This window comes from Rectinema subterraneum (assembly GCA_009768935.1).
Classification (GTDB): domain Bacteria; phylum Spirochaetota; class Spirochaetia; order Treponematales; family Rectinemataceae; genus Rectinema; species Rectinema subterraneum.
Genome location: WESA01000002.1, coordinates 1 through 24,602, shown reverse-complemented (window position 1 = coordinate 24,602; position 24,602 = coordinate 1). Strand labels below are relative to the sequence as shown.

The window sequence follows — 24,602 nt, the reverse complement described above, 5'->3', positions numbered from 1 at the left end:
TTCGCGGAGGCGCTGCAATACTGTCTGATTTTTCGAAAATGCAGTGAAGGCCGATTTTTCCAGTGGGCAGTACAGGGCCGGGCCCGCTGGATCAGGCGTTAGCGCAGCTCAGTCCAATGCCGGGAGGCGAATTTTTCATCGGCAAGGCGCTGGGCTTCCGCTAATTCTGCTTCGTCCGGGCTGGAGCCGACCAGCGAAAGGTCAAGGGCGCTCGCAAACCCTTGTTTTAGTGCGGCAACTGTCTCTTCATACAAAAATTTAAAAATGGGGTTCTGACCCCGATTTTTAAAAAAGTGCTGCACACTGGTCACGCGCTCCTTGACATCTTCGATGAGCTTGCCTCTGGCCTTTTCTTGGGGAACCTTGAGCAGGCTGAACATGAGATCCACTTCGACATCGAGGAGAATGGTGCCATGCTGGAGTATGCAGCCGCGCTTGCGCGTTTGCGCGTTGCCGGAAATTTTCTTTCCACCAGTGACGATGTCATTGATGGGCGCAAATTCGGCTTCGATGCCGAGGAGGGCAAGACCATCGATAATGCCGCCCAGCAGCAGGCGGTACGAATCGAGGATGTTGGGACGCGCAAGCTGATGCGAAAGCGGTACAACGATGCTGTACGTCACTTCATAATGATGAAATACCGCGCCCCCGCCGGTGATTCTCCGGACCACGTCGACGCCTGCAGCACGGCAGGCGTCGACGTCGACCTCTTCATGCAGGCCCTGGAAATAGCCAATGGAGACTGCAGGCGGCTTCCATCCGTAAAAACGCAGGGTGGGCAGGCTTTTGCCTTCCGCAACTGAGCCAAGAAGCGCCTCATCGAGGCCCATATTGAATGCCGCTGTATGAAAACCGGTTTCGAGAAGTCTGAATTCATGTGCCATGTTGCTGTTCCTTTTGCACAAGCAAGTTCTGCACGAGCTCAGCCAGGCCCGCCCCTCCGATTCCCGCACACTGAATGCCTTTTTCGAGCACAAGAGCATCGAAGCGCAGGCCGAGCTCATCAAGCGCGGTACCCTCAAGTTCGTGCTCAACCTCCTCGAAGGCTTCTTCCGGCACGGCAAAGAAATCGCCGCGGATCGAAATTCTTTGCAGGCGCGAAGCGGGAGAGAGGGGAGGCTCCACTTCGAGCGTCATGCGCAAAAGCTTGCAGCCGCCGGGTTTTCCGATAAGCTCGAGTTTCATGATATTAAACCGCCTTGAGTATTGCCCTCAGTTTCAGCCTCGTGCCCGCGCCGTGGCCCGGAGCCAGTTTTCCGCGCCGGGTTGTCCACAGCACCCCACGCCTCGCGCGCATGGTAGCTCGTCCGCGCGAAGGGCGCCGAGATAACCGACGCAAAGCCGAGAGCCCGCGCTTTTTCGGCATATTCCGCAAAGCGGGTGGGGGTAATGTATTCGGTAACAGGTATTTCCTGGGGCGTCGGCCTCAAGTACTGCCCCATGACGACAATGGATACACCAGCTGAGCGAAGTTCTCGCAACGCATCGAGCACCTCGTCCTCGGTTTCGCCAAGGCCGAGAAGCAGGCTCGATTTGGTCGGAATGCCCGCTGCATAGGCTTCGCGGAGGGTCTGCAGGCTCTTGTCGAATGATGCGCGCCGGTCGCGGACGGATTGCAGACGGCGCACTGTCTCGACATTGTGCGCAAGGACATCGGGTTTGGCTTCAAGCACTGTCGAAAGCTCTGTCCCCACATAGTCGGGGATAAGCACCTCGACCTGCGTCCCAGGGCTCAGTTCGCGGATCGCGCGGATGCATGCCGCAAAATGCGCAGCTCCCCGGTCCGGAAGGTCGTCGCGGTCCACGGAGGTGATCACTGCGTATTTGAGGCCGAGAGCCTTGACGGCTTCTGCAAGGTGCAATGGTTCAGCGGGGTCGAGCGGCTGTCCCTGGTGGGCGGTTTTTACGGCGCAGAAGCGGCAACCGCGCGTGCAGGTGTCGCCCATGATCATGAAGGTGGCGGTACCGGCGCCCCAGCATTCGCCTTTGTTCGGGCAGCGCGCTTCGTCGCAAACAGTGTGTAAACCCTTGGATGCGAGCACTTCCTCGACATGGCGCCATTCTCTGCCATGGGGAAGCTGCACCTTGAGCCAGGACGGCTTGGGGATAGTCATGGAATCTGACATGAGAAGAGTATAGACGAATTTTTAGGAAATGTCAGGAGAGGGCAGAGCCGGGGCGCCGGCAATTGGCATTGCCGCCCTCCGCCAGGAAGCCCATGCCATCGGCGATGAAGACGCGCGCATGTGCCATGCCATCAGCGAGCTGGGCGTCGCCATTCTCGACGTCTGTATTCGCAGGGCGAAGTCAATAAAAAAGCGATAAATCAGGAAAGAAAATCCAGCTCCTGCTGAGTTGGAGGCACCGGCGGCTTTTTATCCTTGATGATTTCGCGCAGGATTTCAGGATGATCAAGGGCGCGGGAAACAGCGAAGCCGGGAGCAAACACGCCAAAACCGGGATCATCTGGCAGGAAAGCATCAAAGCCCGCTTCCATGAACGGCGTTTTGCCGCGGAGCGTGATGAACCAGGCTGCGTTTCTGAGGCGGATGCGCATTTTTTGCAGGTGCTGAAAATCCAGGCCTCCTTTCTTGCGAGCTTCGAGAATGCGGCGGGCAGCGGTGGGCCCGATGCCCGGCACCCGAACCAGTTGCAAAAAATCTGCTGTCATAAGTTCGACAGGAAAAAGCCCGGGGTGGCGCAGTGCCCATGCAGCCTTCGGATCGAGATCTTCATCGAGATACTCGCTCTGCTCGAAAAGCTCGTCAGGCTCGAATCCGTACCAGCGGAAGAGCATATCTGCCTGATACAGCCTGAATTCGCGAGTATAGGGAGGAGCGGCGGGGTGGGGCAGCGAAGGGTCTGTCCCCTCCGGGCGGAACGCGGAATAGTATACGCGACGGACATTGAAGCTCTGGTAGAGATGACGGGCAAGCGCAAGAATGGTCGAATCGGGTTCGGGGCTTGCGCCGACGATCATCTGTGTTGTCTGGCCCGCGGTCAGGGGCGAAGCGGCAATGGTCGAGAGAGAATCGCTGGCAGGCTTGTCCGCCTTGTTCAGCTGCAATTCTCTCATATGCTCAGCAATCAGGCTCATTGGCGAGAGGATCGCGTCAGGGCTCTTGTCAGGGGCAATCCGCACAAGGCTTTCTTCGCTTGGCAGTTCGATATTGACTGATACTCGCGTTGCATAGCGCATGGCAAGGCGCACAAGGTCCGGTGAGGCGCCGGGAATGACTTTCAGATGAAGATATCCCTGATACCCGTACCGCTCGCGCAAGCTTCGTGCTGTCCAGATAAGCTGCTCCATCGTTTCGTCGGGGGTTCCCAGTACGCCGGAAGATATAAAAGCTCCATGGATGCGTCCACGGGCATCGAAATCCGAAACAGTGCGCGCCAGCTCGTCGGGCTGAAAGGATGCGCGGCGAACATTGGAAGAGCGGCGGTTTACGCAATAGGCGCAATTGTATGAGCATGCATTGGAGAGCAGGACTTTAAGAATGGGAACACTGCCCCCGCCAAGGCGCTTGACTCTGCAGATGCCATAGGCTGCGTCTTCGCGGACAGCAGAATCTGGCGGCGAGGAAGAGCCGGCTCGAGACGCCTCTGATGCAGGGCAGGAAGGAGCTTTAGTGTGTGCTGAATCGAGCGGCGCGCAAGAAGATTGTTCGATGCGTGTGCTCGGCGCGGCGGCATCCCAATCCGCAGCCTGCGAGAGAATGCGAAGGGTCTCCAGACGGTCCATGTACTATACAAAAGTATAGTTTCAAGAAATGGCTGCGTCAATTAGTATTGCATCAAAGGAACTGCCATGCTGCACAAATCCGCCACCATTCGGCAAACCGATATTGCCCTCAATCCGATCGATGTTTCATATATCCCCCATCACATGAACGAAGATGCACTTTCTGAGCACGCTGTGAGCCCTCCCATCTTCCAGACATCGAATTTCTGCTTTTCCAGCTTCGTCGAGCTCAAAGCCGCGCTTGAAGATGAGGTAGGCAGCTGCCTGTACACGCGAGGCAACAACCCAACGGTGAACCTTGTCGAGTCCAAGATTGCCGCCCTCGAACATGGGGAAAAGGCAAAACTCCTCGGCGCAGGGGTCGCAGCGATTTCCAATGCAGTCATGGCTTTTGTCAGGCAGGGCGACCACATCATCTGTGTAGCCGACAGCTATGGCTGGATGCAACGCCTCCTTACATATCTCGAACGCTTTGGCGTTTCGCACACCATCGTTGATGGCACACGCACCGAGGACATTGAGCGCGCCATTCGCCCCGAAACCAGAATCATTTATCTCGAAAGCCCGACATCTCTGACATTCTTCATCCAGGATATTCCTGCCATAACAGCAATTGCAAAAGCGCACGGAATCCGCACAATCATGGACAACAGCTGGGCCACACCCATTTTCTGCAACCCAATCGATTTCGGTGTGGACCTCGTCGTCCATTCGCTGAGCAAATACCTGGGCGGCAACAGCGACATCATTGGCGGGGTCATTGTCGGCAAGGCTGAAGATATCGATCATATTGTTTGGCAAGAATCACTCCAGATGGGAGCTGTGGCGGATCCATTCATGGCATGGCTTGTGATGCGGGGTATGCGGACGTTGCATATCCGTATGCCCGTGCATTACCGAAGCGCCCTTGCTGTCGCGCAGTTTCTCGAGAACCACCCGCGAGTCGCGAGCGTAAACTATCCGATGCTCGCATCCCATCCGCAACACGAACTCGCGCAGAAGCTTTTCAGAGGCGGCTCCGGGCTCTTCTCGTTCAGGCTCAAGACACATAGCGTCGAAGATGTGGCGCGTTTTGTCGATTCGCTTTCGCTGTTCAAGCGGGCAGTGAGCTGGGGCGGCTACGAAAGCCTTGTCTTCCCCGAGGCTGCGCATTACGCGGGCTCTGTCCCCGCGGACCGCCTGAACCTCATCCGGCTGCATATCGGTTTGGAGGATGCGAGTCTGCTTGTTCAGGATCTGGCGCAAGCGCTGGAGGGGGTCTGAAAAGCAAATTGGCTTTATTGTTCGCCCCTCATCAGCATGCCGCTGTTAAGGAGCCATCAAAAATAAAAAAGGCCCCGATTTCCGAGGCCTTTTTCTAGCGGGGGAGGGGATTGAACCCACGACCCAGCGGATATGAGCCGCTTGCTCTGCCAACTGAGCTACCCCGCCGTGCAGGTGGTTGTATATCGCAAAATTGCCTCGTTGGTCAATACCTTGAGTGTTTTCTGTACCTCCGTCTATAATTGATTATTGAGGTACGAATGGCTGAATGGCATGAAATCAAGTATCAGGAAATTTTCGAGGGGACGCTGACCGGCCTTAAGCGCCGCCGCGAAGTGGATCCGGTATTTTCGATCGAGGATGCAGAGCGCCAGCTTTCGCACCTCTATATTCTCGATGGCAATGATTGGCTCGGGCGCGGGGAGCTTGGCGACATTGTGTCGCAGGCGACGATTGCGGCGTATGAACTGTTCATCCAGGAATGGAAAGTTGAAATTGGGGGCGAACATGGCGGTTGAAATCAGAAAAGTAGAGTCGGGCAAAGATCTGCGGCAGTTTATCGATTTTCCTGTGCGGCTGTATTGGGATGAGCCCAACTATGTGCCTGCCCCGCGCCTTGACGAGATGCGGACACTCAGAAAGGACAAGAACCCTGCCTTTGAATTCTGCGAGGCCGAATATTGGACCGCGTGGAAAGACAGCAAGATGGCCGGGCGCATCGCGGGCATTATCAATCATCGCTACATCGAAAAGTGGGGCAACAAATACGCGCGGTTCGGCTGGATCGATTTTATCGATGACCCTGAAGTATCGAAGTCGCTTCTGGAGACAGTCGAGCGATGGGCAGCATCGAAGGGTATGAAAGCGGTCCATGGGCCTCTGGGCTTTACTGATCTCGATCGCGAGGGCATGCTGGTTGAGGGCTTCGACCAAATGGCCACGCTTGCGACAATCTACAATTATCCATACTATCCGAAACACCTCGAAGCGCTTGGATACCGCAAGGACATCGATTGGCTTCAGTATCAAATATTCACGCCAAAAGAGATTCCCGAAAAGGTTCAGCGCGTTACCGAGTTGCTTGCCAAGCGTTCGGGCGTCCATCTGTATGAATGGACAGACAAGCGCGTTATCGTCCAGAAATTCGGCAAAGAGCTTTTCAAACTCATCGATGAAACCTACAGTGGCCTCTATGGCACAACTCCTCTCACAGAGCGCCAGGTCGAGACCTATATCAAGCAATACCTCGGCTTTGTGGAGCCGCGTTTCACCAAGATTCTCGTGGATGAAGAGGAGCACCTCATCGGTTTCGGCATTTCGATGCCAAGCCTTTCTGAAGCTTTCTACAAGTCGCGGGGAAGGCTTTTCCCATTCGGATGGTATTATATACTCAATGCTTTGAAGCATCCGAAAGTGCTGGATCTGTATCTGGTTTCTGTAAAGCCTGAATATCAAGCGCGCGGTGTATTGGCGATCATCATGAATGCCTTCCAGCGTTCTGCTTTGGAGGCAGGCGTCGAATACGCGGAGACCAACCTCGAGCTTGAGGACAATGTCAAGGTTCAGAGTATCTGGAAGGATTATCCTAAGCGCCAGCACAAGCGGAATCGGGCATATATCAAGGAGCTTTGAGAGAGCGGCCGGCAGCTAGCGCGCCAGCGGTATGCCAATTTCCGGCTCGCGGAGGTATATTGGCCTTGCTGCGTCGTCTGCAGGGCCTTTTTCTTCGAAAATGCGCAAGCCTAGTTCAGCAATCGCGGCAACTTCCTTTTCTGCGTCGGGCTCGTGGATTATCCACCCCGGCCTCTCGAGGCAGATCGATTCGAGAAGATCCGCATCAGGGCCTATAAAATGCACTTCCTCTTCAGCATCTATTTTCGGAAGAAGTTGGTCAGGCTCGATGTCCATCAATTCGCCCATATTCTGTCCATGGCTGTACCGAGCGCAGTAGATGCGGTGTTTGCGTGCGTCGATGACAGGAACGACAATCCCGCCCATCTCGCGCCATGCAAAACCGTAGATATCGAGAGTGGGCACCAGAACAAGAGGGATTCCGAGCGCGAGCGATAGCCCTTTTGCCGTTGCGATGCCGATGCGCAGGCCAGTAAACGAGCCTGGTCCTCCTGCCACCGCAATCAGTCCAGCATTCGCGGGCGCGATGCCAGCTTTGCGAAATGTTTCCTCAATAGCCGGGATTATCTGTTCTGCATGCGTCAGCGGAGGCTGCACAATAGTCGCTTGGATGAGGCAACCTTTATATACGCCGATTTTGAGAATTGGCGTGCTTGTATCGATAGCCAAGATGGTCATAATGAAGTCTCCTTGCATGCAGGAATGGTAAAATGGCCCCAGCGCAACGCCTCGATCCAGTCGCCTTCGAGCATTATAAGGCGTGCTCCATTCTCTTCGACCGTGATGGTGATGATCTGGCTCTCTGGCGGCAGAATATGTGCGATGCGCTCGCTCCATTCGATGAGGCTGAGCGTTCCTGGAGCGCCCAGGAGCTCTTCACCGCCGGTCTGAAAAAATTCTTCTTCATCTGCAAGGCGATATGCATCGATATGCACAAGGTGAAGTCGGCCGTCGTATTCGGATATGATGGTATAGGTCGGGGAGATAATCGCTTCTTTGATCCCGAGTCCCTGGGCAATGCCTTTGGAAAGCGTGGTTTTTCCGGCTCCAAGATCCCCTCTGAATGCAATGACAGCACGTTCCGGTGCAGCAGCGCCGATTTTCCTGCCGATTGCAAGTGTTCTGCGGACATGTGCACTAGGTAGGACAATCAGAGAAACGCCTCCATCGAGAATACATTCATGGCTTTATACTAGAATGCTATTGCGGATTTTTCTAGATCTGCAGGCTGGCACAGTCTGCAATGCCTCATTATATGATCAGTCCGAAATATGGTCTTTACATCTGCCCCGTTGCGTATAATAATTCTTGATTGAAAATATTAACTTTTGCCGATAATTATAGTGAACGTTCATTCAAGCTGGGGGTCTGTTATGAAAAAATTCCAGGCGAGCGACGGAAAGGAGCTGGCCTATCTCAGATACGATCCTAAGGAAAAGCCGAAAGCGGTTGTCCTTATTGGCCACGGCATGAATGATCACAAAGAGCGCTTTATACCTCTTGCTGAAGCGCTTACTCCGATCGGGATATCCTGCTGGATTCCCGATCTCAGAGGGCATGGCGACACCGACCCGGATGTGAATAAAGGGTATTTAGCAGATTCCGATGGATTTGAGCGCGTGGTTCAGGATCTTGTCGAGCTCGGTGATTATGCATCGAAAGAGATGGGCGGCTTGCCGCTTTTTTACTTTGGGCATTCGTTTGGTGCGCTTGTCGGCATGGCGCTCATTGCAGTGAATGGCAAGTATTTCGATGGCGCGATTCTGTCGGCGCCCCCGGCTCAGCCGAATCCTTTTCTGGATAAAATTGGTGGGCTGATTGTCAGTATTGGCGCTGCCATTCGAGGACTCCATGCGCCTGCCAAACTGGCGAATCAGATGACATTCGGGGATTATGCAAAGACTGTTCCCAACGCGCGCACCCGTTTCGACTGGCTTACTCGCGATGCCTCCATTGTCGATGCGTACATTGCAGACCCCAAATGCAATTTCATATGTACCTATGGCTTTTATCGCGACCTCATCCATGGCCTGCGGAAAGTGTATGGGGAGGGTTTCCTCGAGAGCATCCCACCGACTCTGCCGCTTTTCCTTTTCTGCGGTTCGGCCGATCCCGTGATTGGCATGCAAGCAGGCTGCGAGAAGCTTGCGCAGCAGTTCCGTTCGCTTGGCATTATCGATTTTGAAACGAAATGTTACGAGGGCGGAAGGCATGAATCGATCAACGAGATCAACAGAATGGAGGTTCTGAACGATATTGCCGACTGGTTCTCTCGACACATTCGCTGATTTTCTGTAGTGTATCGGAGTGCACAGTGGAGCAGCTTTGTGAGAATCCGATACTTCCGTAATACAAAAGGCGGCCTTCAGGCCAAAGCCAGAGTATACGATAACACCGAACACAACATCGATCCTTCACTTGTCGATCGCGATGCTTCGGCTATTGTGAAAAGGCTTGTATCGCATGGCTTTACTGCCTATATCGTTGGAGGCGCAGTCAGAGATCTTCTTCTGGGAAAGCGCCCCAAGGATTTTGATATCGTCACCGACGCGCTCCCGAACCGAATCCGGAAAATTTTCAGCAATTCGCGAATCATTGGGCGCCGTTTCAAACTTGTGCATATCTATGCAAACCATAAAATTTTCGAGGTCAGCACGTTCCGTTCGCTTTCTACAGGGACAATCGGCAACGAATATGGCACAATCGATGAAGATGTCCAGCGCCGCGATTTTACCATCAATGCGCTGTATTACGATCCTTTGACATTCGAGCTTCTGGATTTTCTCGGTGGGCTTGAGGACCTGCGTGCGAACCGTCTCAAGGCCATCATTCCGCTCGAAAAAATATTCCGCGAAGACCCCGTGAGGATGATCCGCGGTGTAAAATATGCTGCGGTCAATAATTTTTCATTTTCATTTGCCCTAAGATTTGCGATCCACCGCGATGCTGCCCTGCTGAAGGAAGTGAGTTCATCGCGGCTCGCTGAGGAATTCTACAAAATCATTGCATCGGGCAAATCGGCGATTATTATCCAATGGCTGGACCGTTACAAGCTTCTCCAGTATTTCTTGCCCGAAGTGTCGAATTCTTTGCGGCGCAGCAAGGACTTCAAGGATACCTTTTTTCAGCATCTCGAATCGCTCGATGCTCTTGCCCGAACGCCCGAAGATGCTTCGCTGTTGAACAATGCGAGCGCTGCAGAAATTGTGCAGACCGACAGGCGGCTTATTTCTCCATTTGTCGCCTGGTTTGTTCGGCAGCGGCTAAGAGATTTCGCCAGGCGCGAGGACGTGCCCAAAGAACCGCCTGCTTTCAGGCAGGCGGCGTTTGCCGATATCCGGGAATTCCTTGCCCCTCTCAACCTGCCTCGAGTCGCGCTGGAGGAAGCAATGGAATGGGTATTGCAGGAAGACAGCCTCATGCCCGCACCCCCGGTACCTAAGCGCCGCAAGCGCAGCCCGCGCCGGAAAAAGTCGAAACAGCGGGCGGAGGCTGCTCATATCGAGATTTCTGATGCAAATTTGCAGTAATTTAACAAGCTTGAAACGAATTTCTCATAATTTTTGTATCTTATAGATGCATGTCGAGGGATGCAATAATGGCGAGACGGAGCGGGTGATGGATCTTGCGCGGTTCATAGCAAAGCGGCTTTTGCGGCTTGTTCTCACTGTGCTTCTTATTTCGACAATTGTATTCTTTGTGATCCGCGTCATTCCTGGCGACCCCGCTCTGCTTATTGCAGGTATAGATGCAACGCCATCGGATATTGCGGCAATCCGTGCGAAACTCGGGACGGACAGGCCTCTCTCTGCACAATATTTCGATTTTCTTTGGAAGGTTGCACATCTCGATTTCGGCAATTCAATGATATCAGAGGAGCCTGTCACCGCATTAATTCTGCAGCGCTTTCCGCTCACGCTGGCGCTGGCAGTGCTCGGAATGGTGATCGGCACTGTTATCGCAATTCCGATTGGCATACTGTCGGCAGTAAAGCCCTGGTCGGCATGGGACTATGTGGGGTTGGTGATGTCTCAGCTCGGCATGGCAATTCCGAGTTTCTGGCTCGGGATTTTTCTTTTGCTGGTGTTTGCTGTAAAGATTCCGATATTCCCGCTCTTCGGCGCGGAGACATTGGCCAGTCTTGTGCTTCCTGCATTTTCGCTGGGCTTTGCGCGTGCTGCTATTCTTCTGCGTCATACGCGGGCATCGATGTCTGAAGAACTTTCGAAGGAATATATCATCGCTGCAAAGGCAAAAGGCCTTACCGACCGTATGATAAAGTACAAACATGCGCTCAAGAATGCGTTATTGCCGATTATCACTGTAGCGGGCATTGAATTTGGATATATGCTCGGCGGCGCGATTATTATCGAACAGGTTTTTTCCTTGCCCGGACTGGGCAGGTTGTTTCTGTATGCGATCTATCAACGGGATTTTCCGCTTATCCAGGGAGGGGTGGTGTTTATCGCTATTGTGTTCTCCCTTGTGAATTTTGCTGCGGATGTGCTGTATAGCGTGGTCAACCCGAAAATAAGGCTGGAATAGATGGATGAATCTGCGCCATTGCTGAAAATCGAAAACCTCAACGTTCGCTTTTCTCATAGAGGAAAGAGTGTCCATGCGCTGAGAGGGATAGATATTTCTTTTTATAAAGATGAAATACATGGGCTTGTCGGCGAATCCGGTTCAGGAAAGACAGTAACTGCCACCAGCATTATGGGCCTTTTGCCCCGGCCTTCCGCAGAAATCATTTCAGGAAGCGTATTCTATAAAGGCAAGAACTTGCTGTTGATGCCCGAGGACGAGCTGCGTACCTATCGAGGCCGCGCAATTTCGATGGTATTTCAGGAGCCAGCAAAATATCTCAACCCAGCCTTCAAAATTGGCGGACAAATCGAAGAGATGGTGATGCTGCATATGGGGTTGAGCAAGGTGGCGGCCAAGGCCAGAGCGCGCGAGCTACTGAAGCTTGTGGGTCTTGGCCGCGATGGAAGAGTTCTTGATGCATATCCTCACGAACTCTCAAGCGGAATGAAGCAGAGGGCAATGATTGCTATTGCTATTTCCTGCAACCCCGATTTCCTGATTGCCGACGAGCCGACAACTGCGCTCGATGTCACGCTTCAAAAGCAGATTCTGAAATTGATCCGCACGCTTAAAAATATCGAAAACATGGGAGTGCTTTTTATATCGCACGACCTCGGTGTCATCAGAGAAATTGCAGATCGCATATCCGTCATCTATGCAGGAAAAATTGTCGAATCAGCAGGCAAAGAAAGTCTTTTCAATAAGCCAATGCATCCGTATACTCGCCTTCTTATGCTGTCTATTCCTGATGCGCGGCATCGGGGGCGGAAGCTTGCGACCATTCCTGGGCAAGTGCTCGATGCGACCAGCACGCCCGAAGGCTGTCTGTTTGCTCCTCGGTGCCCCCTTGCGGAACAGCGGTGTTTTTCCTTAACTCCTGAGCTTGTCGAGCACGAGAAGGGGCATCTGGCTGCATGCCATTTTGCGGGGAAATCATGGAATCTCTAATGCAATGCCGCAATATTGTAAAAATCCACCGGGGAAGAGGCGTGGAGGGGGAGAGGCATGGTTTCAGAGCCGTCGACAATGTTTCTATTGAAATAGAACGAGGGCGTATTTTCGGGCTTGTAGGAGAATCGGGATGCGGCAAAACGACGCTTGCGCGAGCGATTCTGTATCTGGATCCTCCTACTTCAGGGAGCGTGCTGTTTGACGGAGTCGAACTCGGTTCTCTCAAGCCACCTATGCTGAGGAAGTACAGAAAGCGCATGCAAATCATATTCCAGGACCCACATTCCGCACTCGATCCGCGAATGACTGTCTACGACAGCCTGTCCGAGGGGCTTATCAACATTGGCGTGGATAAAGCAAGGCGAGATAAAAAAATACGCGAGTTGCTCGATCGGGTTGGAATAAGTAGTACGTATTCTCGGCGCTTTCCGCATGAATTTTCAACAGGGCAGCGGCAGCGAATCGTCATCGCCCGGGCGCTCACGATGGATCCTGAATTTCTCATTCTGGATGAACCTGTTTCAAATCTCGATGTTTCGATTCAGGCCCAGATAATCAATCTTCTCATGGATTTGAAAAAAGACTTGAACCTTACCTATTTGTTCATTTCGCATGATCTGAATCTTGTTTCCTATATGTGCGATGTGGTTGCCGTGATGTTCGGCGGCAGAATTGTGGAACAGGCTCCGACTGAGGCTCTCCTTGCTCATCCTGGGCACCCCTATACGCGCAGGCTTCTGGCTTCGATACCTGGAGGTGCGGGGAGATTCTGAATGCAAAAACAGCGCTCCGCTTTTGCGTGAGTTCTCAAAAGGGCACGTTGTGTCCTGCTATAAAAACTCTGCCGGCCAAGAGCCGGAAGGAATCGAAAGAACGACATGAAAAAGGTGCCAAGAATAGCCAGTCTTTGTATATTATTTGCTTTTTCTGCAGCAAGTCTTGTAGTTGCGCAAACCAAGGGGACTTTGGTGTTTGGGCTTTCAGGTAATCCTGACACGCTCGATCCGCAAAAAACTGCGGGCACACTTACATTTCAGGTAGTCAAGAGCTTTTATGATACTCTTGTAGAGCCCAATACTGACGGCACGATTGTTCCGGCTCTTGCGGAGAGCTGGACAGTCTCGCCTGATGGCTTGATCTGGACATTCAAGCTCAGACGTAATGTGGTCTTTCACAACGGCCAGCCATTTACCTCAAAAGATGTAAGAGCGAGCCTCGAGCGAATCAAGGATGAAGCGACAGCATCGCCCAAACGAAGTGAATTTGCAGCGATCAAGGAGATCAGAACTCCGGATGCCGCTACTGTTGTGATCGTGCTCTCGCAGCCATATGCGCCGCTCCTTGCAAGCCTTGCCTCAGGATGGGGCGCAATCCTTCCCTCGGGCCTCATTGCATCGGGACACAATTTTGGCGCAGAGCCTGTGGGGACGGGGCCATTCAAATTTGAAAAATGGATTCGGGACAATAAAATTACAATGGTCCGCAATGATACATACTGGATGAAAGGTCTTCCGAAGCTCGCGAAAGTCGAATTCCAGATCATTCCGGAGCGGGCAGTGCAGGTACAGGGCCTGAGCGCTGGTGTGATCGATGCGGTCGAATTCATTGACCCCGAAGACCTGCCGCTATTCAGCTCGAATCCGAAAGTCTCGATCAAAAAAGAATTGACGTCTCTTATTATGGTGATGGCGATGAATTGCTCGCGCGAGCCGCTTAACGATCTGCGCGTCCGGCAAGCGGTAAACTATGCGATCGATAAGCAGGTTGTGCTCGATGTCGCGTATGGCGGAGGCAAGGTTGGCTCTACCTTCCTTGATACGGGGAATGCATACTACACCGATTTTTCGTATCTTTACCCGTACAATCCGGATAAAGCCAGGCAGCTATTGAAAGCGGCTGGTGTCGATACGAGGGAATTCACTATAACGGTGCCGCAAAATTATCCGCTGCATGTAAAAGCAGCCGAGCTTATCCAGCAGATGCTTGAAAAAGTTGGCATGCATGTAAAGCTGCAGCTCGTTGATTGGTCTACATGGCTTTCGAGCGTCTATAACGGCGGTAACTATGATTTTACGGTAATTGGGCATACTGGAAAGCTCGATCCAGACGGTACACTTGCGGGCTATGGCACGGGGAAATATGTCAAATGGATCAATGCGACAGCAGCACAGAAGATCAAAGAAGCAGCTGCCATTTCCGATTTTGCTGCGCGCAAGAAACTCTACACCGAAGTGCTCGAGATCATGGCGAAAGAAGTGCCCTTTGTATATCTCGGGACATCCTATCGCTATGTTGGAACCCGATCGAATGTCGTCGATTTCCGGATGACGCCGAATCTCGATACCTTCGATTTCAGATGGACGGAACTGAAATAAGATATGATAGCCCGTAGATCGCAGAAAATAGTGTTTTCACTCGCAGTCCTGTATCTGTTGATGCTCGTAGCAGCTGCGATTGCGGCGCCTTTGCTGTCGCCATATAGTCCTTCTGAGCAATATCTCGACAGGCGTTTCCATGCTCCGAGCCTAGATAATCTGCTGGGAACCGATAATCTGGGCAGGGATATTCTCACAAGGCTTCTCTACGGGGCAAGATCGGCACTCATTGTCGGCCTGGTAGCAGTGTCGATCGCGTTTTCTCTTGGGGGATTGGTGGGATTATTGGCAGGCATGGGGCCGAAGCATATCGACAGTGTCCTTATGCTCCTCATGGATAGCCTTCTTTCGTTTCCAACGATTTTGCTCGCAATTACGGTTGTTTCGTTTATGGGATACGGGCTTGTGCAGGTGATGGTGGCATTGGGAGTTATCAGTAGCCCCGTCTTTGCCCGGCTGGTGCGCGCGGAGACACTTTCTGTAAAAACAGAAGGCTATGTGGAAGCGGCGCGAGCGCTCGGCACGCCTCCTGCAAAAATCGTGGTAAAGCACATCATTCCGAACATTATGGGCAAAGTTATTGTGCAATGCTCACTTACGTTTGCGCAAGCGGTGGTTATCGAGTCTTCGCTTTCGTATTTGGGGGTGGGGACTCAGCCGCCAGCTGCAAGTTGGGGCTTGATGCTCAAGGATGCGCGAAATTATCTGGCGCAGGCGCCATGGATGGCGATGTACCCGGGATTGTGCCTTGCGCTTACGGTGCTTGCATTCAATATAATAGGCGACTCTTTATCAGAACGATTCAATCCTCGGCTTGGATGAATCCGGGCGAATGTTGTCGGGGCATTGGGCGGATGGCCCCCTCAATACTAAGCAGGAGTCGTTCAGGTGTCTTTGTTGTCAGCAGCACATTTGTATGGTAAAATTTGAATATTACCAGCAAGTATTCAGCTAGGAGGTTTTATGTCTGTTCAGCGCATCAATCCGGTTCCGCAGGATGTCGATATCGCACAATCTGCGAACATACAGCCGATTTCCGAAATTGCAGCACGCTACAGCCTCGATGAGAAATATCTTGAGCATTATGGCGTCGACAAAGCAAAAATACATCTGGAATTTCTGGCCGATCCGCCAAAACAGGCGAAGCGGGCAAAATATATCGATGTCACCGCAATTACGCCCACGCCGCTTGGTGAAGGAAAGACGACGACGACAATCGGCCTTGCTCAGGGCCTTGGGTATATCGGAAAAAAATCGATCGCAACAATTCGGCAGCCATCTATGGGGCCGACCTTTGGAATAAAAGGCGGAGCGGCAGGCGGCGGCTACAGCCAGATTGTGCCGATGACGGATTTCAATCTGCATTTGACCGGCGATATCCATGCAGTGTCAGCAGCTCATAACCTCTGCGCTGCAGCCCTTGATGCGAGAATGTACCACGAAAGCCGGTGGGCGGATTCCTACTTCGAAAAATTGGGCCTTAAGAAGCTCAATATTGATCCCTATGCAGTGCTTTGGAGACGTGTCGTCGACATGAATGACCGCACGCTCCGCAGCATTATCATAGGAATGGGCGGACTCGAGAATGGCCCGCTGAGAGAAACCGGATTCGATATCTCAGTAGCCAGCGAAGTGATGGCTGTTCTTGCGCTTGCAACCAGCCTCGATGATTTGCGAAAGCGGCTGGGGCGAATTGTCGTAGCGCTCGATAAGTCCGGCAATGCTATAACCACAGAGGACATAGGCGTCGCAGGCGCGATGACCATTCTCATGAAAGATGCGCTTAAGCCCAATGCGCTTCAGACTTTGGAGGAACAGCTCGCATTTGTCCATGCAGGCCCGTTTGCAAACATAGCCCATGGCAATTCATCGATTGTTGCAGATTTGATTGCGAGCCAGATTGCTGACTATGTCGTGACGGAGTCAGGCTTCGGCTCTGATATGGGATTCGAAAAATTCATGGACATCAAGTGCCGTGCTTCTGGGCTCATGCCCGATGCTGTTGTGCTCGTTGCGACGGTGCGAGCCCTGAAAATGCATGGCGGCGGCCCGAAAGTCACGCCAGGAAAGCCCCTGGCTTCCTCGTACACGCAGGAAAATCTTGAGCTTTTGCAGAAAGGGCTCTGCAATCTTCAAGAGCATATCAGAATTATTCGAACATATGGCCTTCCGGTGGTGGTTTCCATCAACGCCTTTCCGACAGATACAGAAGCAGAGCATGCGCTTATAAAAGATGCTGCGCTCAAAGCTGGAGCATTCGATGCAGTGATTTCAAAGAGCTGGGCTCTGGGGGGCGAAGGTGCTGCGGATCTCGCTATGGCAGTGGACAAGGCTGCCTCGATGCCACATGAGCCGAAATTGCTGTATCCGCTCGATATGTCGCTCAAGGACAAGATCGAGATTATTGCCAGGCAAATTTATGGGGCTGGATCTATCGTGTATACGCCCGAAGCGAATGCAGCTCTGGAAAAGTACACAGCCCTCGGGTATGGGAATTTCCCCATCTGTATGGCAAAGACCCAGTATTCGCTTTCCCATGATCCAGCGCTGAAAGGCGCACCGAAAGGGTTTGAGTTCCCTGTTCGCGAAGTGCGGCTGTCAGCTGGCGCTGGTTTCATTGTCCCCATAACAGGCGAGATTACAACAATGCCGGGGCTTCCTTCAAAACCGGCCTATATTGGCATGGATATCGATACCGCAACAGGGAGGATAACAGGGCTATCCTGACAAGCCATATGATACAGCGCTATAGGGAGAGCCCGGAGGAGTGCAAAGGCTCGGCTTGATCGGCAGATCTGGCTCGATTCGCGCGTGCCAGTGCGGATATTGACAAGCGGAGCCTTGCTCTCCCACTATAGCGCTGTGGATCCCGAAAAATTATCCTTGCTTTCGGACGATGAACTCAGACTTCTGGCCGAAAAAATGGGTATCTACGTGCCAGATGAGCTGGAGCGGGTATTTCTGATCGAGGAAATTATCGATGCCTTCGAGGAAGATACTTCCGAAAAGGTATTTTCGCATGATACGCCTGGGCATGTGGAAGAAAAAAAGCTTGCAGGTCACGGATTCATCCCAAGCCAGTCTGAAGAAATCGTCATTCCGGATCACTATAATGAAACCTATATCAGCGCAATTGTCCGCGACCCCTTGTGGATTTTTGCATATTGGGATATTGCGGCATCTTTGCGCGAGAAGATTCTGGCCGAATTCGAAGAGCCCAAACTGCTGCTGCGCGTAAGCGAAATCGCAGATTCAGAAAAAGCATTTCATTACGATGTTTCGGTCAGTTTTGATGACCGGAAATGGTACATAAACGTGCCATATCCGAAGCGGTCATATCGCATCGACCTGTGCATCGCAAAAACCCAGAAAGCAAAAGTCATTGCGCGTTCGAATGTTGTGCGCATGCCGGCGCAATATATGGACATGCCATCCAAGCTGCCGCAGATGACCAAAAGCTTGCTTATACTTTCAGGATCGGAAGATCTCAACTTGATCGAGCCCAGGGAAGAGAATTCCTTGCGCATTCTGAATATGGATGGAGAGTGACCATCATGAAGCACTCCCCCTCGATCGCGCTGGTGCTCAATGCTCACTTGCCATTTGTCCGAAAGCCGCAGTATGCCCAATTCTACGAGGAGCGATGGCTTTTCGAGGTTATTTCGGAAACTTATCTGCCGCTGCTCCGGATGTTTCGCAAGCTCGAGCTGGAGGGTGTGCCATTCAAGCTGGGTATGGTATTTTCTCCGACGCTTCTTTCGATGCTCTCAGATCCGCTTCTTTGCGATCGGTATGTAGCGTATCTCGACAGCCAGATCGAGCTTGCGCTCAAGGAAAAGCGGAGGCTTGGCAGCGATGCGGCCTTTGCGCCGCTTGCGGATATGTACTATGAAATGTATCGCCGAAGCCGCGATGAATTCGAAAACCTCCACGGGCGCAATATCATACGGGCATTCGATTACTATTCCAAAAAAGGGTATATCGAGCTGATGACGACTGCGGCTACCCATGCCTTTTTGCCGCTGTATTCGGACATTCCGGAAGTGATCAATGCGCAGATTGAAACTGCGATCATCGCGCACCGGTCGGAGTTCGGCAAAAACCCTGCAGGTTTCTGGCTGCCACAGCTTGGGTGGTATAAGGGGCTTGCGCCGCGACTCCGGGCATACAATATCAATTATTCTATTGTAACGACAAAAGGCGCCCTGCTTGGTTCGCCCTTGCCGTTCTATGGTTCGTTTTCGCCTGTCATGACGCCAGCGGGTCTTGCAGCCTTCATTCGGGATGCAGGCGCGACAAAAGCAGTATGGTCTGAAACTGAAGGCTATCCGGCACATCCGGTGTATCGGGATTTCTACCGCGATATTGGCTATGATCTCGATACTGGCTATCTGGCTCCGCATTTAAGTGGAGTGGAGAGGGGATATACCGGGTTCAAATATTGGGCAGTCACCGGGAAGACTGATTTGAAGCGACCGTATGAAGCAGCTGCGGCGTCGGCGCAGGCGGTTGCGCATGCGCACGAGTATCTTTCCAGCCGCAAAGTGCAGGCTCGGGCAGCTTCCTTCTGGATGAAAGACAAGCCGCCGATTATCGTATGTCCCTATGATGCCGAGCTTTTTGGGCACTGGTGGTTTGAAGGAATCCAATTCCTGGAAGCATTTTTCCGCGCTGCATCGCGCAGGGATGAGGAAGCGATTCGGCTTGTGACCCTGTCGGAATATCTAGCGGAAAACTCGGAGCTTCCTGAATCGGAGCCAGAGTTTTCATCGTGGGCAGAGGGCGGCTACGCTGAAGTCTGGCTCGATGGACGCAACGATTGGGTGCACCGCCATACAAGAAAGGCCGCGGAGCGCATGCGCGAACTCACCGTGCGATTTCCCAATGAAACGGGCTTGAGAGAGCGAATTCTGAACCAGGCAGCTCGTGAAGTGCTGCTTTCCATGTCTTCCGACTGGGCGCTGCTTCTGCGGAGCGGAAAAGCTGCTGATTTCGCTTCCCGGCAAATTCGCGAGTCGATTTACAATTTCAATCATATTTACGAAATGCTTTCGGCTCACACAGTCGAAACGGAATGGATCACAAGCCTCGAAAAGCGGCACAATATATTCCCCCACATGAATTATCGCGTTTTTTCGCCCAAACAATAGAGAATAGCGCAAGGAGCTGAAAATGAATGTAGTCATTATAGGAGCCCAATGGGGCGATGAAGGGAAGGGCAAGATTGTCGATTTTCTTGCCTCGGATGCCCAGATTGTCGTGCGCTTTTCCGGCGGGGCGAACGCAGGGCACACAATCGTTCTTGGTGGAGAGAAATATGCATTGCATCTAGTTCCATCCGGCATTCTCTATCCTGATAAGATTGTCATCCTCGGTTCGGGGATGGTGATCGATCCCGAAGCGTTGTTTCAGGAGCTCGCGGGGCTGGAGCAGAAAGGCATCGACTGGAAAGGCAGGGTATTTATTTCTGACAGAGCGCATATTGTTTTCCCACGATATCGAGAGCTGGACAAGCAGGCTGAAGCAGGCCGCGCCAGACCGATAGGGACTACAGGGCGAGGAATCGGGATAGCATACTCGCTCAAAGCAAGCAGAGACGGTATCAGGCTGGCGGACATTGACGATGACGAACGGCTGGTCAACCTGCCTGGCGACGATCGCGCATGGCTTTCGATATGGAAAGAAAGGCTTTTGCCGCTCAGGATCGATCTTGCCGCATATCTCAGGCAGCATCGCAATTCCTGGCGTCTGTTCGAAGGAGCGCAGGGAGCGCTGCTCGATATCGATACAGGGACATACCCCTTTGTTTCGTCTGGCATGTCGTGCGCCGCGGGCGCCGCTGCGCAAGGCGGCATTGGGCCTCGGCACATTGACCGTGTGCTGGGCGTGTTCAAGGCGTATACCACTCGCGTCGGCAACGGGCCGTTCCCGACTGAGTTTGCGGACGATTCGCCGGGCTCGCTTTCGCAATATATCCGCAATGTGGGAAATGAATATGGGACGACGACGGGGCGCCCGCGGCGCTGCGGGTATCTGGATCTTGTCGCATTGCGCTATGCCTGTACAGTGAACTCTATCGATCGGCTCGTGCTGACCCACATCGATGTGTACGATGGCCTTGAGGAATTTGAAGCCTGTGTCGGGTACAAGATCGGCGACAAAGTAATTGAGGATTTTCCTGCATCAGTAAGGGATCTCACCGGGGCCCGGCCGGTGCTGAGAAAATTTTCCGGCTGGAAAACCCCTCTCGGAAAATGCAGAACATACGAAGAACTTCCGCTCAGGGCTCGCGAATATATCGAATTCATCGAGGAATTTACCGAAACTTCGATTTCGATTATCTCGGTGGGGTCTGACAGAAAACAGACCATTGTCCGGGAGAGTCCATGGATAAAATAGTCATCCTCGATTTTGGAAGCCAGTATACGCAGCTCATTGGGCGGCGCATAAGAGAGCTGGGGGTATATTCCGAAATCGTTCCCGGCGAAAGGAAACCTGATTCAGCCTTGCTTGAGGGGTGCAAGGGCATTGTGCTGTCGGGTTCACCCTATAGCGCCTGGCAGGAAGGCTCTCCTGCGCCCGATCTGGCAATGCTCGGAACGGGTTTGCCGATTCTTGCGATTTGCTATGGCATTCAGTGGCTTACGATGCATGCAGGCGGTGTTGTGGAGCGCTGTGAAACTCGCGAATATGGTTCCATGCGGGTAAGGTTTTTGCCGGCAGTTCAGGATTCCGGGCGCGCTGCGACGCTTCTGGAAGGGCTTCCGGACTCTTTTTTAAGCTGGATGAGCCATGGCGACAGTATCGTTCGACCAGGAGAAGAATGGGATGTCGTTGGCATTTCGGAAAGCGGGGTGCCTGCGATATTGGCGCATCGGGCGCGGCCATGGTTTGGCCTGCAGTTTCATCCTGAGGTCAGCCACTGCGAACACGGCATGGATATCCTTGCCAATTTTGTGTTTCGCATCTGCGGAGCGGAGCGCGGCTGGTCAATGGAAGCATATCTCGAGCAAGAAGCGCGGCTATTGCGTGAGCGCGTAGGGAAAGAGCCGGTTCTCCTTTTGATTTCAGGCGGTGTCGATTCGACAGTTGCAGGCGCTTTTTTGCTCAAGAGTCTCGATCCGGATCAAGTGTATTTGCTCTATATCGATACCGGGCTCATGCGAAAGGCTGAGAACGAGGAAGTGATGCATAACCTTTCGCGTCTCGGCGCGCGCCATCTTGAAGCAGTCGATGCCGAGGCCCAATTCTTGTCAGCGCTCAAAGGTGTAGCAGATCCGGAGACCAAGCGGCACATCATTGGAGATATGTTTGTAAAAGTGCAGCAGGATGCCGTGGTTCGCCTGGGCATCCCTGATGCGTTTCTCGCGCAGGGCACCCTCTATACCGACCTCATCGAATCCGGGAAAGGTGTTGGCAACAAAGCGCAGGTTATCAAGAGCCATCATAATGTCCGAAGCCCGCTTATAGAAAAAAAGCGGGCAGAAGGCAGGGTGATAGAGCCGCTTGACCGTTTATACAAGGATGAGGTGCGCGCGCTGGGACGCGTGCTTGGCTTGCCAGAAGAGATTGTCGGACGGCATCCTTTCCCGGGGCCGGGGCTTGGCGTTCGTATTCTTGGCGATATCACAAAGGAAAAATGCGATATTTTGCGGGAAGCTGACAGCATTTTCATAGCGGAGCTTCGCAAGCGCGGGCTTTATGATCGTATCTGGCAGGCATTCTGTGTGCTCTTGTCTGTGCGTTCGGTTGGTGTTGCCGGTGATGAACGTGCGTATAAATACGTAGTCGCGCTGCGCGCAATCCAGAGCGAAGATGGCATGACGGCACAGCCTTTCGCGTTCGAGCCGAAGGACCTTTTCGAGATTTCGGCTGCGATCACGAACAGGGTTCAGCAGATCGGGCGAGTTGTCTATGATATCTCGTCCAAGCCGCCCGCGACTATTGAATGGGAATAAAACGAGCGCAGTGACGAAGAAGTGCTGCATTGCACTGCCTTACGCCGCAAAAATCAGCCTTCTTCTGGGTATTCGTGCAAGCTTCCATCCGGAGCTCTCAGAATCCATAGGTCAGCTCTTCTTTCTGCTATGCCCTCTGGCAGATATATTTTGCCGCCGCCTCCGGGAGCATCCACTGCATACCGTGGCAATTCCAGCCCGGATAATTCTTTTCTCAAATTTTCGTAGAGAGCGAGTCCTTTCGATAACGGCACGCGGAAATGGGCTGTGCCTGCCGCAAGATCTCCTTGAAATAGATAATACGGATGGATGCCGGCGCGATTGAGCGCGGAAAAAAGCTCGATCAGTACAGAAGCAGCGTCGTTGATGCCGCGCAGCAGGACAGTCTGGCTGTGGAGGGGAATTCCGGCTCTCAAAAGGAGCTCGGCTTTTTCCATGAATTCCTGGCTCAGTTCTTTTGGATGATTGATATGGAGCACCATTTGGAGCGGCCGCATCTTGCTCAACAGCGCGATGAGATCCGATGTGAGGCGCTGAGGCAGAACGACTGGCGTTCGTGTGCAGAGGCGGATGAGAATCGGGCGCGGTACAGAACGCACCGCTTCGAAAAGCGAGGCAAGACTGGCATCGGGTGCGGTGAGGGGGTCTCCTCCGGAAATCAGCACTTCTCGCACTTCCTGATGCACAGCGAGATATGCTGCGAGCGCCTTGATCGCTTTCGAATCCATAAAGCTTCGCTCGGATGGCAAAAGCGATCTGCGAAAACAATGTCTGCAAAAAAGAAAGCATTGCCCCGTTGCGCGGACGAGCACACGCGAATGGTACTGGCGGACAGCATGCTCAAATATCGTATGGGATGACTCGCCAAGCGGATCCCGCAATTCCCATGACGTAACCAGGGCTTCTGATGGCGAAGGGATCGCTTGAGCCAGAATTGGGTCGACCGGCACTCCATTTTCATTCTTTTTGCAGTTTTCGGGCGGCTCATTCGCAAGCGAAAACCAGAATCGAGTGGCACGGAATGGCAATCCGCCTTGAGCAATAACATCATGCATCGGGAATCAATATAGTTTTTTGGTCATTGAATGACAATAGTATGGAAAAAAGAGAATGCGGCGGGGCTGTTCTTTTACATGGCTTTCAAGGCGAATGCTTTTCCTTGCCTTTTTGGCAATATTATGCAATAATATACATTTGCCGCTTGTAAATTTCCCAGAAAAGGACGCATGAGTTTTAGTATTTCGAATGCGCCAGCATTGCTGTGATGCAGGCTAGGGGGAGTGTGCGGCTTATGGAGCAATTATGAAAGAGCGAGCAGAGCGACTTAAGACCATCAAGGCTATTATCAAAGAGAACCGCGTGGATTCGCAGGAAAAGCTCCTGCAGCTTCTCGAGGACCATGGATATTCGGTAACCCAGGCAACGCTTTCCAGAGATCTCAAGTTTCTCAAAGTAGGCAAACTGTCGGACGGTCGTTCGGGTTATTATTATTCCATTCCTTCAGAAGAAGAGCGGAGGGAATCCGAGCGCCACTACATTCAGGACTTTCTGAGAGGGTATGTGTCGATTGAGTGGAATCAGAGCCTTGTTGTGGTCCGCACATTCTCGGGGCATTCGGATTCGGTTGCGCTTGCGATCGATAACATGGGGTTCGATGAGGTTATCGGCACGATTTCCGGAAGGGACAATGTCGTGTTCATCGCCCTGAAGCAAGGGATAAGCGGCGACGAATTCATTCGCTCGCTCAAAGCGAAAATCCCTGATTTCGAAGAAGAATAACCAGCGCAAAATTTGCATAGTGTTACGAACCTTGCAGAAGGTAGGTAGGAGAAAACTCACGCAAGCGCATAGCGAGGCAGATACTCCGCAGAGGTTTTGAGAGGGGTCGAGAATGCGCGCTTCCAGAGCTTCTGATCCAGTAGATCGAGGGAGAGCCTACTTACAAATGCCCGTTCACGGAACATCCATGCGCGCCCCATGGCCACGAGCTCGCGAGGTATGCCTGCCGCTTCTCCATGGGTCATACGCGCCTTTCGGTTCGCTTTGATCCGGAAGGGCTTTGCGTAGTTGTGCCACGCCATGTAGACGCAG

General features: G+C 52.7%; 25 protein-coding genes and 1 tRNA gene. 17 read left to right on the top strand and 9 right to left on the bottom strand.

Annotated features, from left to right (window positions below; translation table 11 throughout):
- Positions 1 to 98 precede the first annotated feature (98 nt).
- The 3 genes from GAP13_RS00950 to lipA are packed head-to-tail and all read right to left on the bottom strand — an operon-like array spanning position 99 to position 2,126.
- On the bottom strand, positions 99 to 884 hold the full coding sequence (locus tag GAP13_RS00950) for a lipoate--protein ligase family protein (protein WP_158905261.1): 786 nt from the start codon (positions 882 to 884) through the stop codon (positions 99 to 101).
- Complete coding sequence (locus GAP13_RS00945) at positions 874 to 1,185, bottom strand: hypothetical protein (protein WP_158905259.1); 312 nt, start codon at positions 1,183 to 1,185, stop codon at positions 874 to 876. The genes GAP13_RS00950 and GAP13_RS00945 overlap by 11 nt, the downstream gene beginning before the upstream one ends.
- Positions 1,182 to 2,126 carry a lipoyl synthase gene (lipA, locus tag GAP13_RS00940; protein ID WP_241864252.1) on the bottom strand — a complete coding sequence of 315 codons (945 nt, stop codon included), beginning with the start codon at positions 2,124 to 2,126 and terminating at the stop codon, positions 1,182 to 1,184. Before lipA ends, GAP13_RS00945 begins: the two co-directional genes overlap by 4 nt.
- Positions 2,127 to 2,154: 28 nt before the next feature.
- Here lipA and GAP13_RS00935 point away from each other — a divergent pair, with 28 nt between their 5' ends.
- The gene (locus GAP13_RS00935) at positions 2,155 to 2,325 is read left to right on the top strand and encodes a hypothetical protein (protein ID WP_158905257.1); all 171 of its coding nucleotides are present in this window, start codon (positions 2,155 to 2,157) and stop codon (positions 2,323 to 2,325) included.
- A gap of 1 nt (position 2,326) precedes the next feature.
- Here the strand turns inward: GAP13_RS00935 and GAP13_RS00930 are convergent, their stop codons facing one another.
- Positions 2,327 to 3,745 (bottom strand): putative DNA modification/repair radical SAM protein, encoded by a 1,419-nt coding sequence (locus GAP13_RS00930; RefSeq protein ID WP_158905255.1) that lies wholly within the window; start codon positions 3,743 to 3,745, stop codon positions 2,327 to 2,329.
- Between the two features lie 66 nt (positions 3,746 to 3,811).
- On the opposite strand from GAP13_RS00930, the gene GAP13_RS00925 reads away from it, so the two are divergent.
- Positions 3,812 to 5,008 (top strand): aminotransferase class I/II-fold pyridoxal phosphate-dependent enzyme, encoded by a 1,197-nt coding sequence (locus tag GAP13_RS00925; RefSeq protein WP_158905253.1) that lies wholly within the window; start codon positions 3,812 to 3,814, stop codon positions 5,006 to 5,008.
- Between the two features lie 95 nt (positions 5,009 to 5,103).
- On the opposite strand, the gene GAP13_RS00920 is transcribed toward GAP13_RS00925, so the two are convergent.
- Positions 5,104 to 5,176 (bottom strand) — tRNA-Met (locus GAP13_RS00920).
- 92 nt (positions 5,177 to 5,268) lie between these two features.
- Between GAP13_RS00920 and GAP13_RS00915 the strand changes: the two genes are divergently transcribed.
- Together GAP13_RS00915 and GAP13_RS00910 are read left to right on the top strand one after the other, a co-directional pair.
- Positions 5,269 to 5,526 carry a hypothetical protein gene (locus tag GAP13_RS00915; RefSeq protein ID WP_158905251.1) on the top strand — a complete coding sequence of 86 codons (258 nt, stop codon included), beginning with the start codon at positions 5,269 to 5,271 and terminating at the stop codon, positions 5,524 to 5,526.
- Positions 5,516 to 6,640, top strand: coding sequence for a hypothetical protein (locus GAP13_RS00910; RefSeq protein WP_158905249.1), 1,125 nt, complete (start codon positions 5,516 to 5,518; stop codon positions 6,638 to 6,640). The genes GAP13_RS00915 and GAP13_RS00910 overlap by 11 nt, the downstream gene beginning before the upstream one ends.
- Positions 6,641 to 6,655: 15 nt before the next feature.
- Here the strand turns inward: GAP13_RS00910 and tsaB are convergent, their stop codons facing one another.
- Together tsaB and tsaE are read right to left on the bottom strand one after the other, a co-directional pair.
- A complete protein-coding gene (gene tsaB, locus GAP13_RS00905) occupies positions 6,656 to 7,318 on the bottom strand; it encodes a tRNA (adenosine(37)-N6)-threonylcarbamoyltransferase complex dimerization subunit type 1 TsaB (RefSeq protein WP_158905247.1) in 663 nt (220 codons plus the stop codon).
- On the bottom strand, positions 7,315 to 7,791 hold the full coding sequence (gene tsaE / locus GAP13_RS00900; protein WP_158905473.1) for a tRNA (adenosine(37)-N6)-threonylcarbamoyltransferase complex ATPase subunit type 1 TsaE: 477 nt from the start codon (positions 7,789 to 7,791) through the stop codon (positions 7,315 to 7,317). Before tsaE ends, tsaB begins: the two co-directional genes overlap by 4 nt.
- A gap of 222 nt (positions 7,792 to 8,013) precedes the next feature.
- On the opposite strand from tsaE, the gene GAP13_RS00895 reads away from it, so the two are divergent.
- From GAP13_RS00895 to guaA, 12 genes are all read left to right on the top strand, one after another.
- Positions 8,014 to 8,928: an alpha/beta fold hydrolase gene (locus GAP13_RS00895; protein WP_158905245.1), complete on the top strand. Its 915-nt coding sequence runs from the start codon at positions 8,014 to 8,016 to the stop codon at positions 8,926 to 8,928.
- A 39-nt stretch (positions 8,929 to 8,967) separates the two neighbouring features.
- Positions 8,968 to 10,170, top strand: coding sequence for a polynucleotide adenylyltransferase PcnB (gene pcnB, locus GAP13_RS00890; RefSeq protein WP_158905243.1), 1,203 nt, complete (start codon positions 8,968 to 8,970; stop codon positions 10,168 to 10,170).
- An 88-nt stretch (positions 10,171 to 10,258) separates the two neighbouring features.
- A complete protein-coding gene (locus GAP13_RS00885; RefSeq protein WP_158905241.1) occupies positions 10,259 to 11,185 on the top strand; it encodes an ABC transporter permease in 927 nt (308 codons plus the stop codon).
- Positions 11,186 to 12,175, top strand: a complete 990-nt coding sequence (locus GAP13_RS00880) for an ABC transporter ATP-binding protein (RefSeq protein WP_158905239.1) — start codon at positions 11,186 to 11,188, stop codon at positions 12,173 to 12,175. It abuts the gene before it with no gap.
- Positions 12,163 to 12,951: an ATP-binding cassette domain-containing protein gene (locus GAP13_RS00875; protein WP_222126106.1), complete on the top strand. Its 789-nt coding sequence runs from the start codon at positions 12,163 to 12,165 to the stop codon at positions 12,949 to 12,951. The genes GAP13_RS00880 and GAP13_RS00875 overlap by 13 nt, the downstream gene beginning before the upstream one ends.
- A gap of 195 nt (positions 12,952 to 13,146) precedes the next feature.
- The gene (locus GAP13_RS00870) at positions 13,147 to 14,553 is read left to right on the top strand and encodes an ABC transporter substrate-binding protein (protein WP_158905237.1); all 1,407 of its coding nucleotides are present in this window, start codon (positions 13,147 to 13,149) and stop codon (positions 14,551 to 14,553) included.
- A gap of 3 nt (positions 14,554 to 14,556) precedes the next feature.
- Positions 14,557 to 15,375: an ABC transporter permease gene (locus GAP13_RS00865; RefSeq protein WP_158905234.1), complete on the top strand. Its 819-nt coding sequence runs from the start codon at positions 14,557 to 14,559 to the stop codon at positions 15,373 to 15,375.
- Positions 15,376 to 15,516: 141 nt separating this feature from the next.
- Entirely contained in the window at positions 15,517 to 17,280 is a 1,764-nt protein-coding gene (locus GAP13_RS00860) for a formate--tetrahydrofolate ligase (RefSeq protein WP_158905232.1), read from the top strand.
- Positions 17,281 to 17,415: 135 nt separating this feature from the next.
- The gene (locus GAP13_RS00855; RefSeq protein WP_158905230.1) at positions 17,416 to 18,102 is read left to right on the top strand and encodes a DUF4912 domain-containing protein; all 687 of its coding nucleotides are present in this window, start codon (positions 17,416 to 17,418) and stop codon (positions 18,100 to 18,102) included.
- A 5-nt stretch (positions 18,103 to 18,107) separates the two neighbouring features.
- Positions 18,108 to 19,703: a glycoside hydrolase family 57 protein gene (locus tag GAP13_RS00850; protein ID WP_158905228.1), complete on the top strand. Its 1,596-nt coding sequence runs from the start codon at positions 18,108 to 18,110 to the stop codon at positions 19,701 to 19,703.
- Between the two features lie 22 nt (positions 19,704 to 19,725).
- Entirely contained in the window at positions 19,726 to 20,952 is a 1,227-nt protein-coding gene (locus tag GAP13_RS00845; RefSeq protein ID WP_158905226.1) for an adenylosuccinate synthetase, read from the top strand.
- Positions 20,940 to 22,511, top strand: a complete 1,572-nt coding sequence (gene guaA, locus GAP13_RS00840) for a glutamine-hydrolyzing GMP synthase (protein WP_158905224.1) — start codon at positions 20,940 to 20,942, stop codon at positions 22,509 to 22,511. Before GAP13_RS00845 ends, guaA begins: the two co-directional genes overlap by 13 nt.
- A 53-nt stretch (positions 22,512 to 22,564) precedes the next feature.
- On the opposite strand, the gene GAP13_RS00835 is transcribed toward guaA, so the two are convergent.
- On the bottom strand, positions 22,565 to 23,566 hold the full coding sequence (locus GAP13_RS00835; RefSeq protein WP_158905222.1) for a KamA family radical SAM protein: 1,002 nt from the start codon (positions 23,564 to 23,566) through the stop codon (positions 22,565 to 22,567).
- A gap of 247 nt (positions 23,567 to 23,813) precedes the next feature.
- On the opposite strand from GAP13_RS00835, the gene GAP13_RS00830 reads away from it, so the two are divergent.
- The gene (locus GAP13_RS00830; RefSeq protein WP_158905220.1) at positions 23,814 to 24,290 is read left to right on the top strand and encodes an arginine repressor; all 477 of its coding nucleotides are present in this window, start codon (positions 23,814 to 23,816) and stop codon (positions 24,288 to 24,290) included.
- 56 nt (positions 24,291 to 24,346) lie between these two features.
- Here GAP13_RS00830 and GAP13_RS00825 read toward each other — a convergent pair.
- Positions 24,347 to 24,602: hypothetical protein (locus tag GAP13_RS00825; protein ID WP_503473363.1), on the bottom strand; the 256-nt coding region annotated here is incomplete at its 5' end.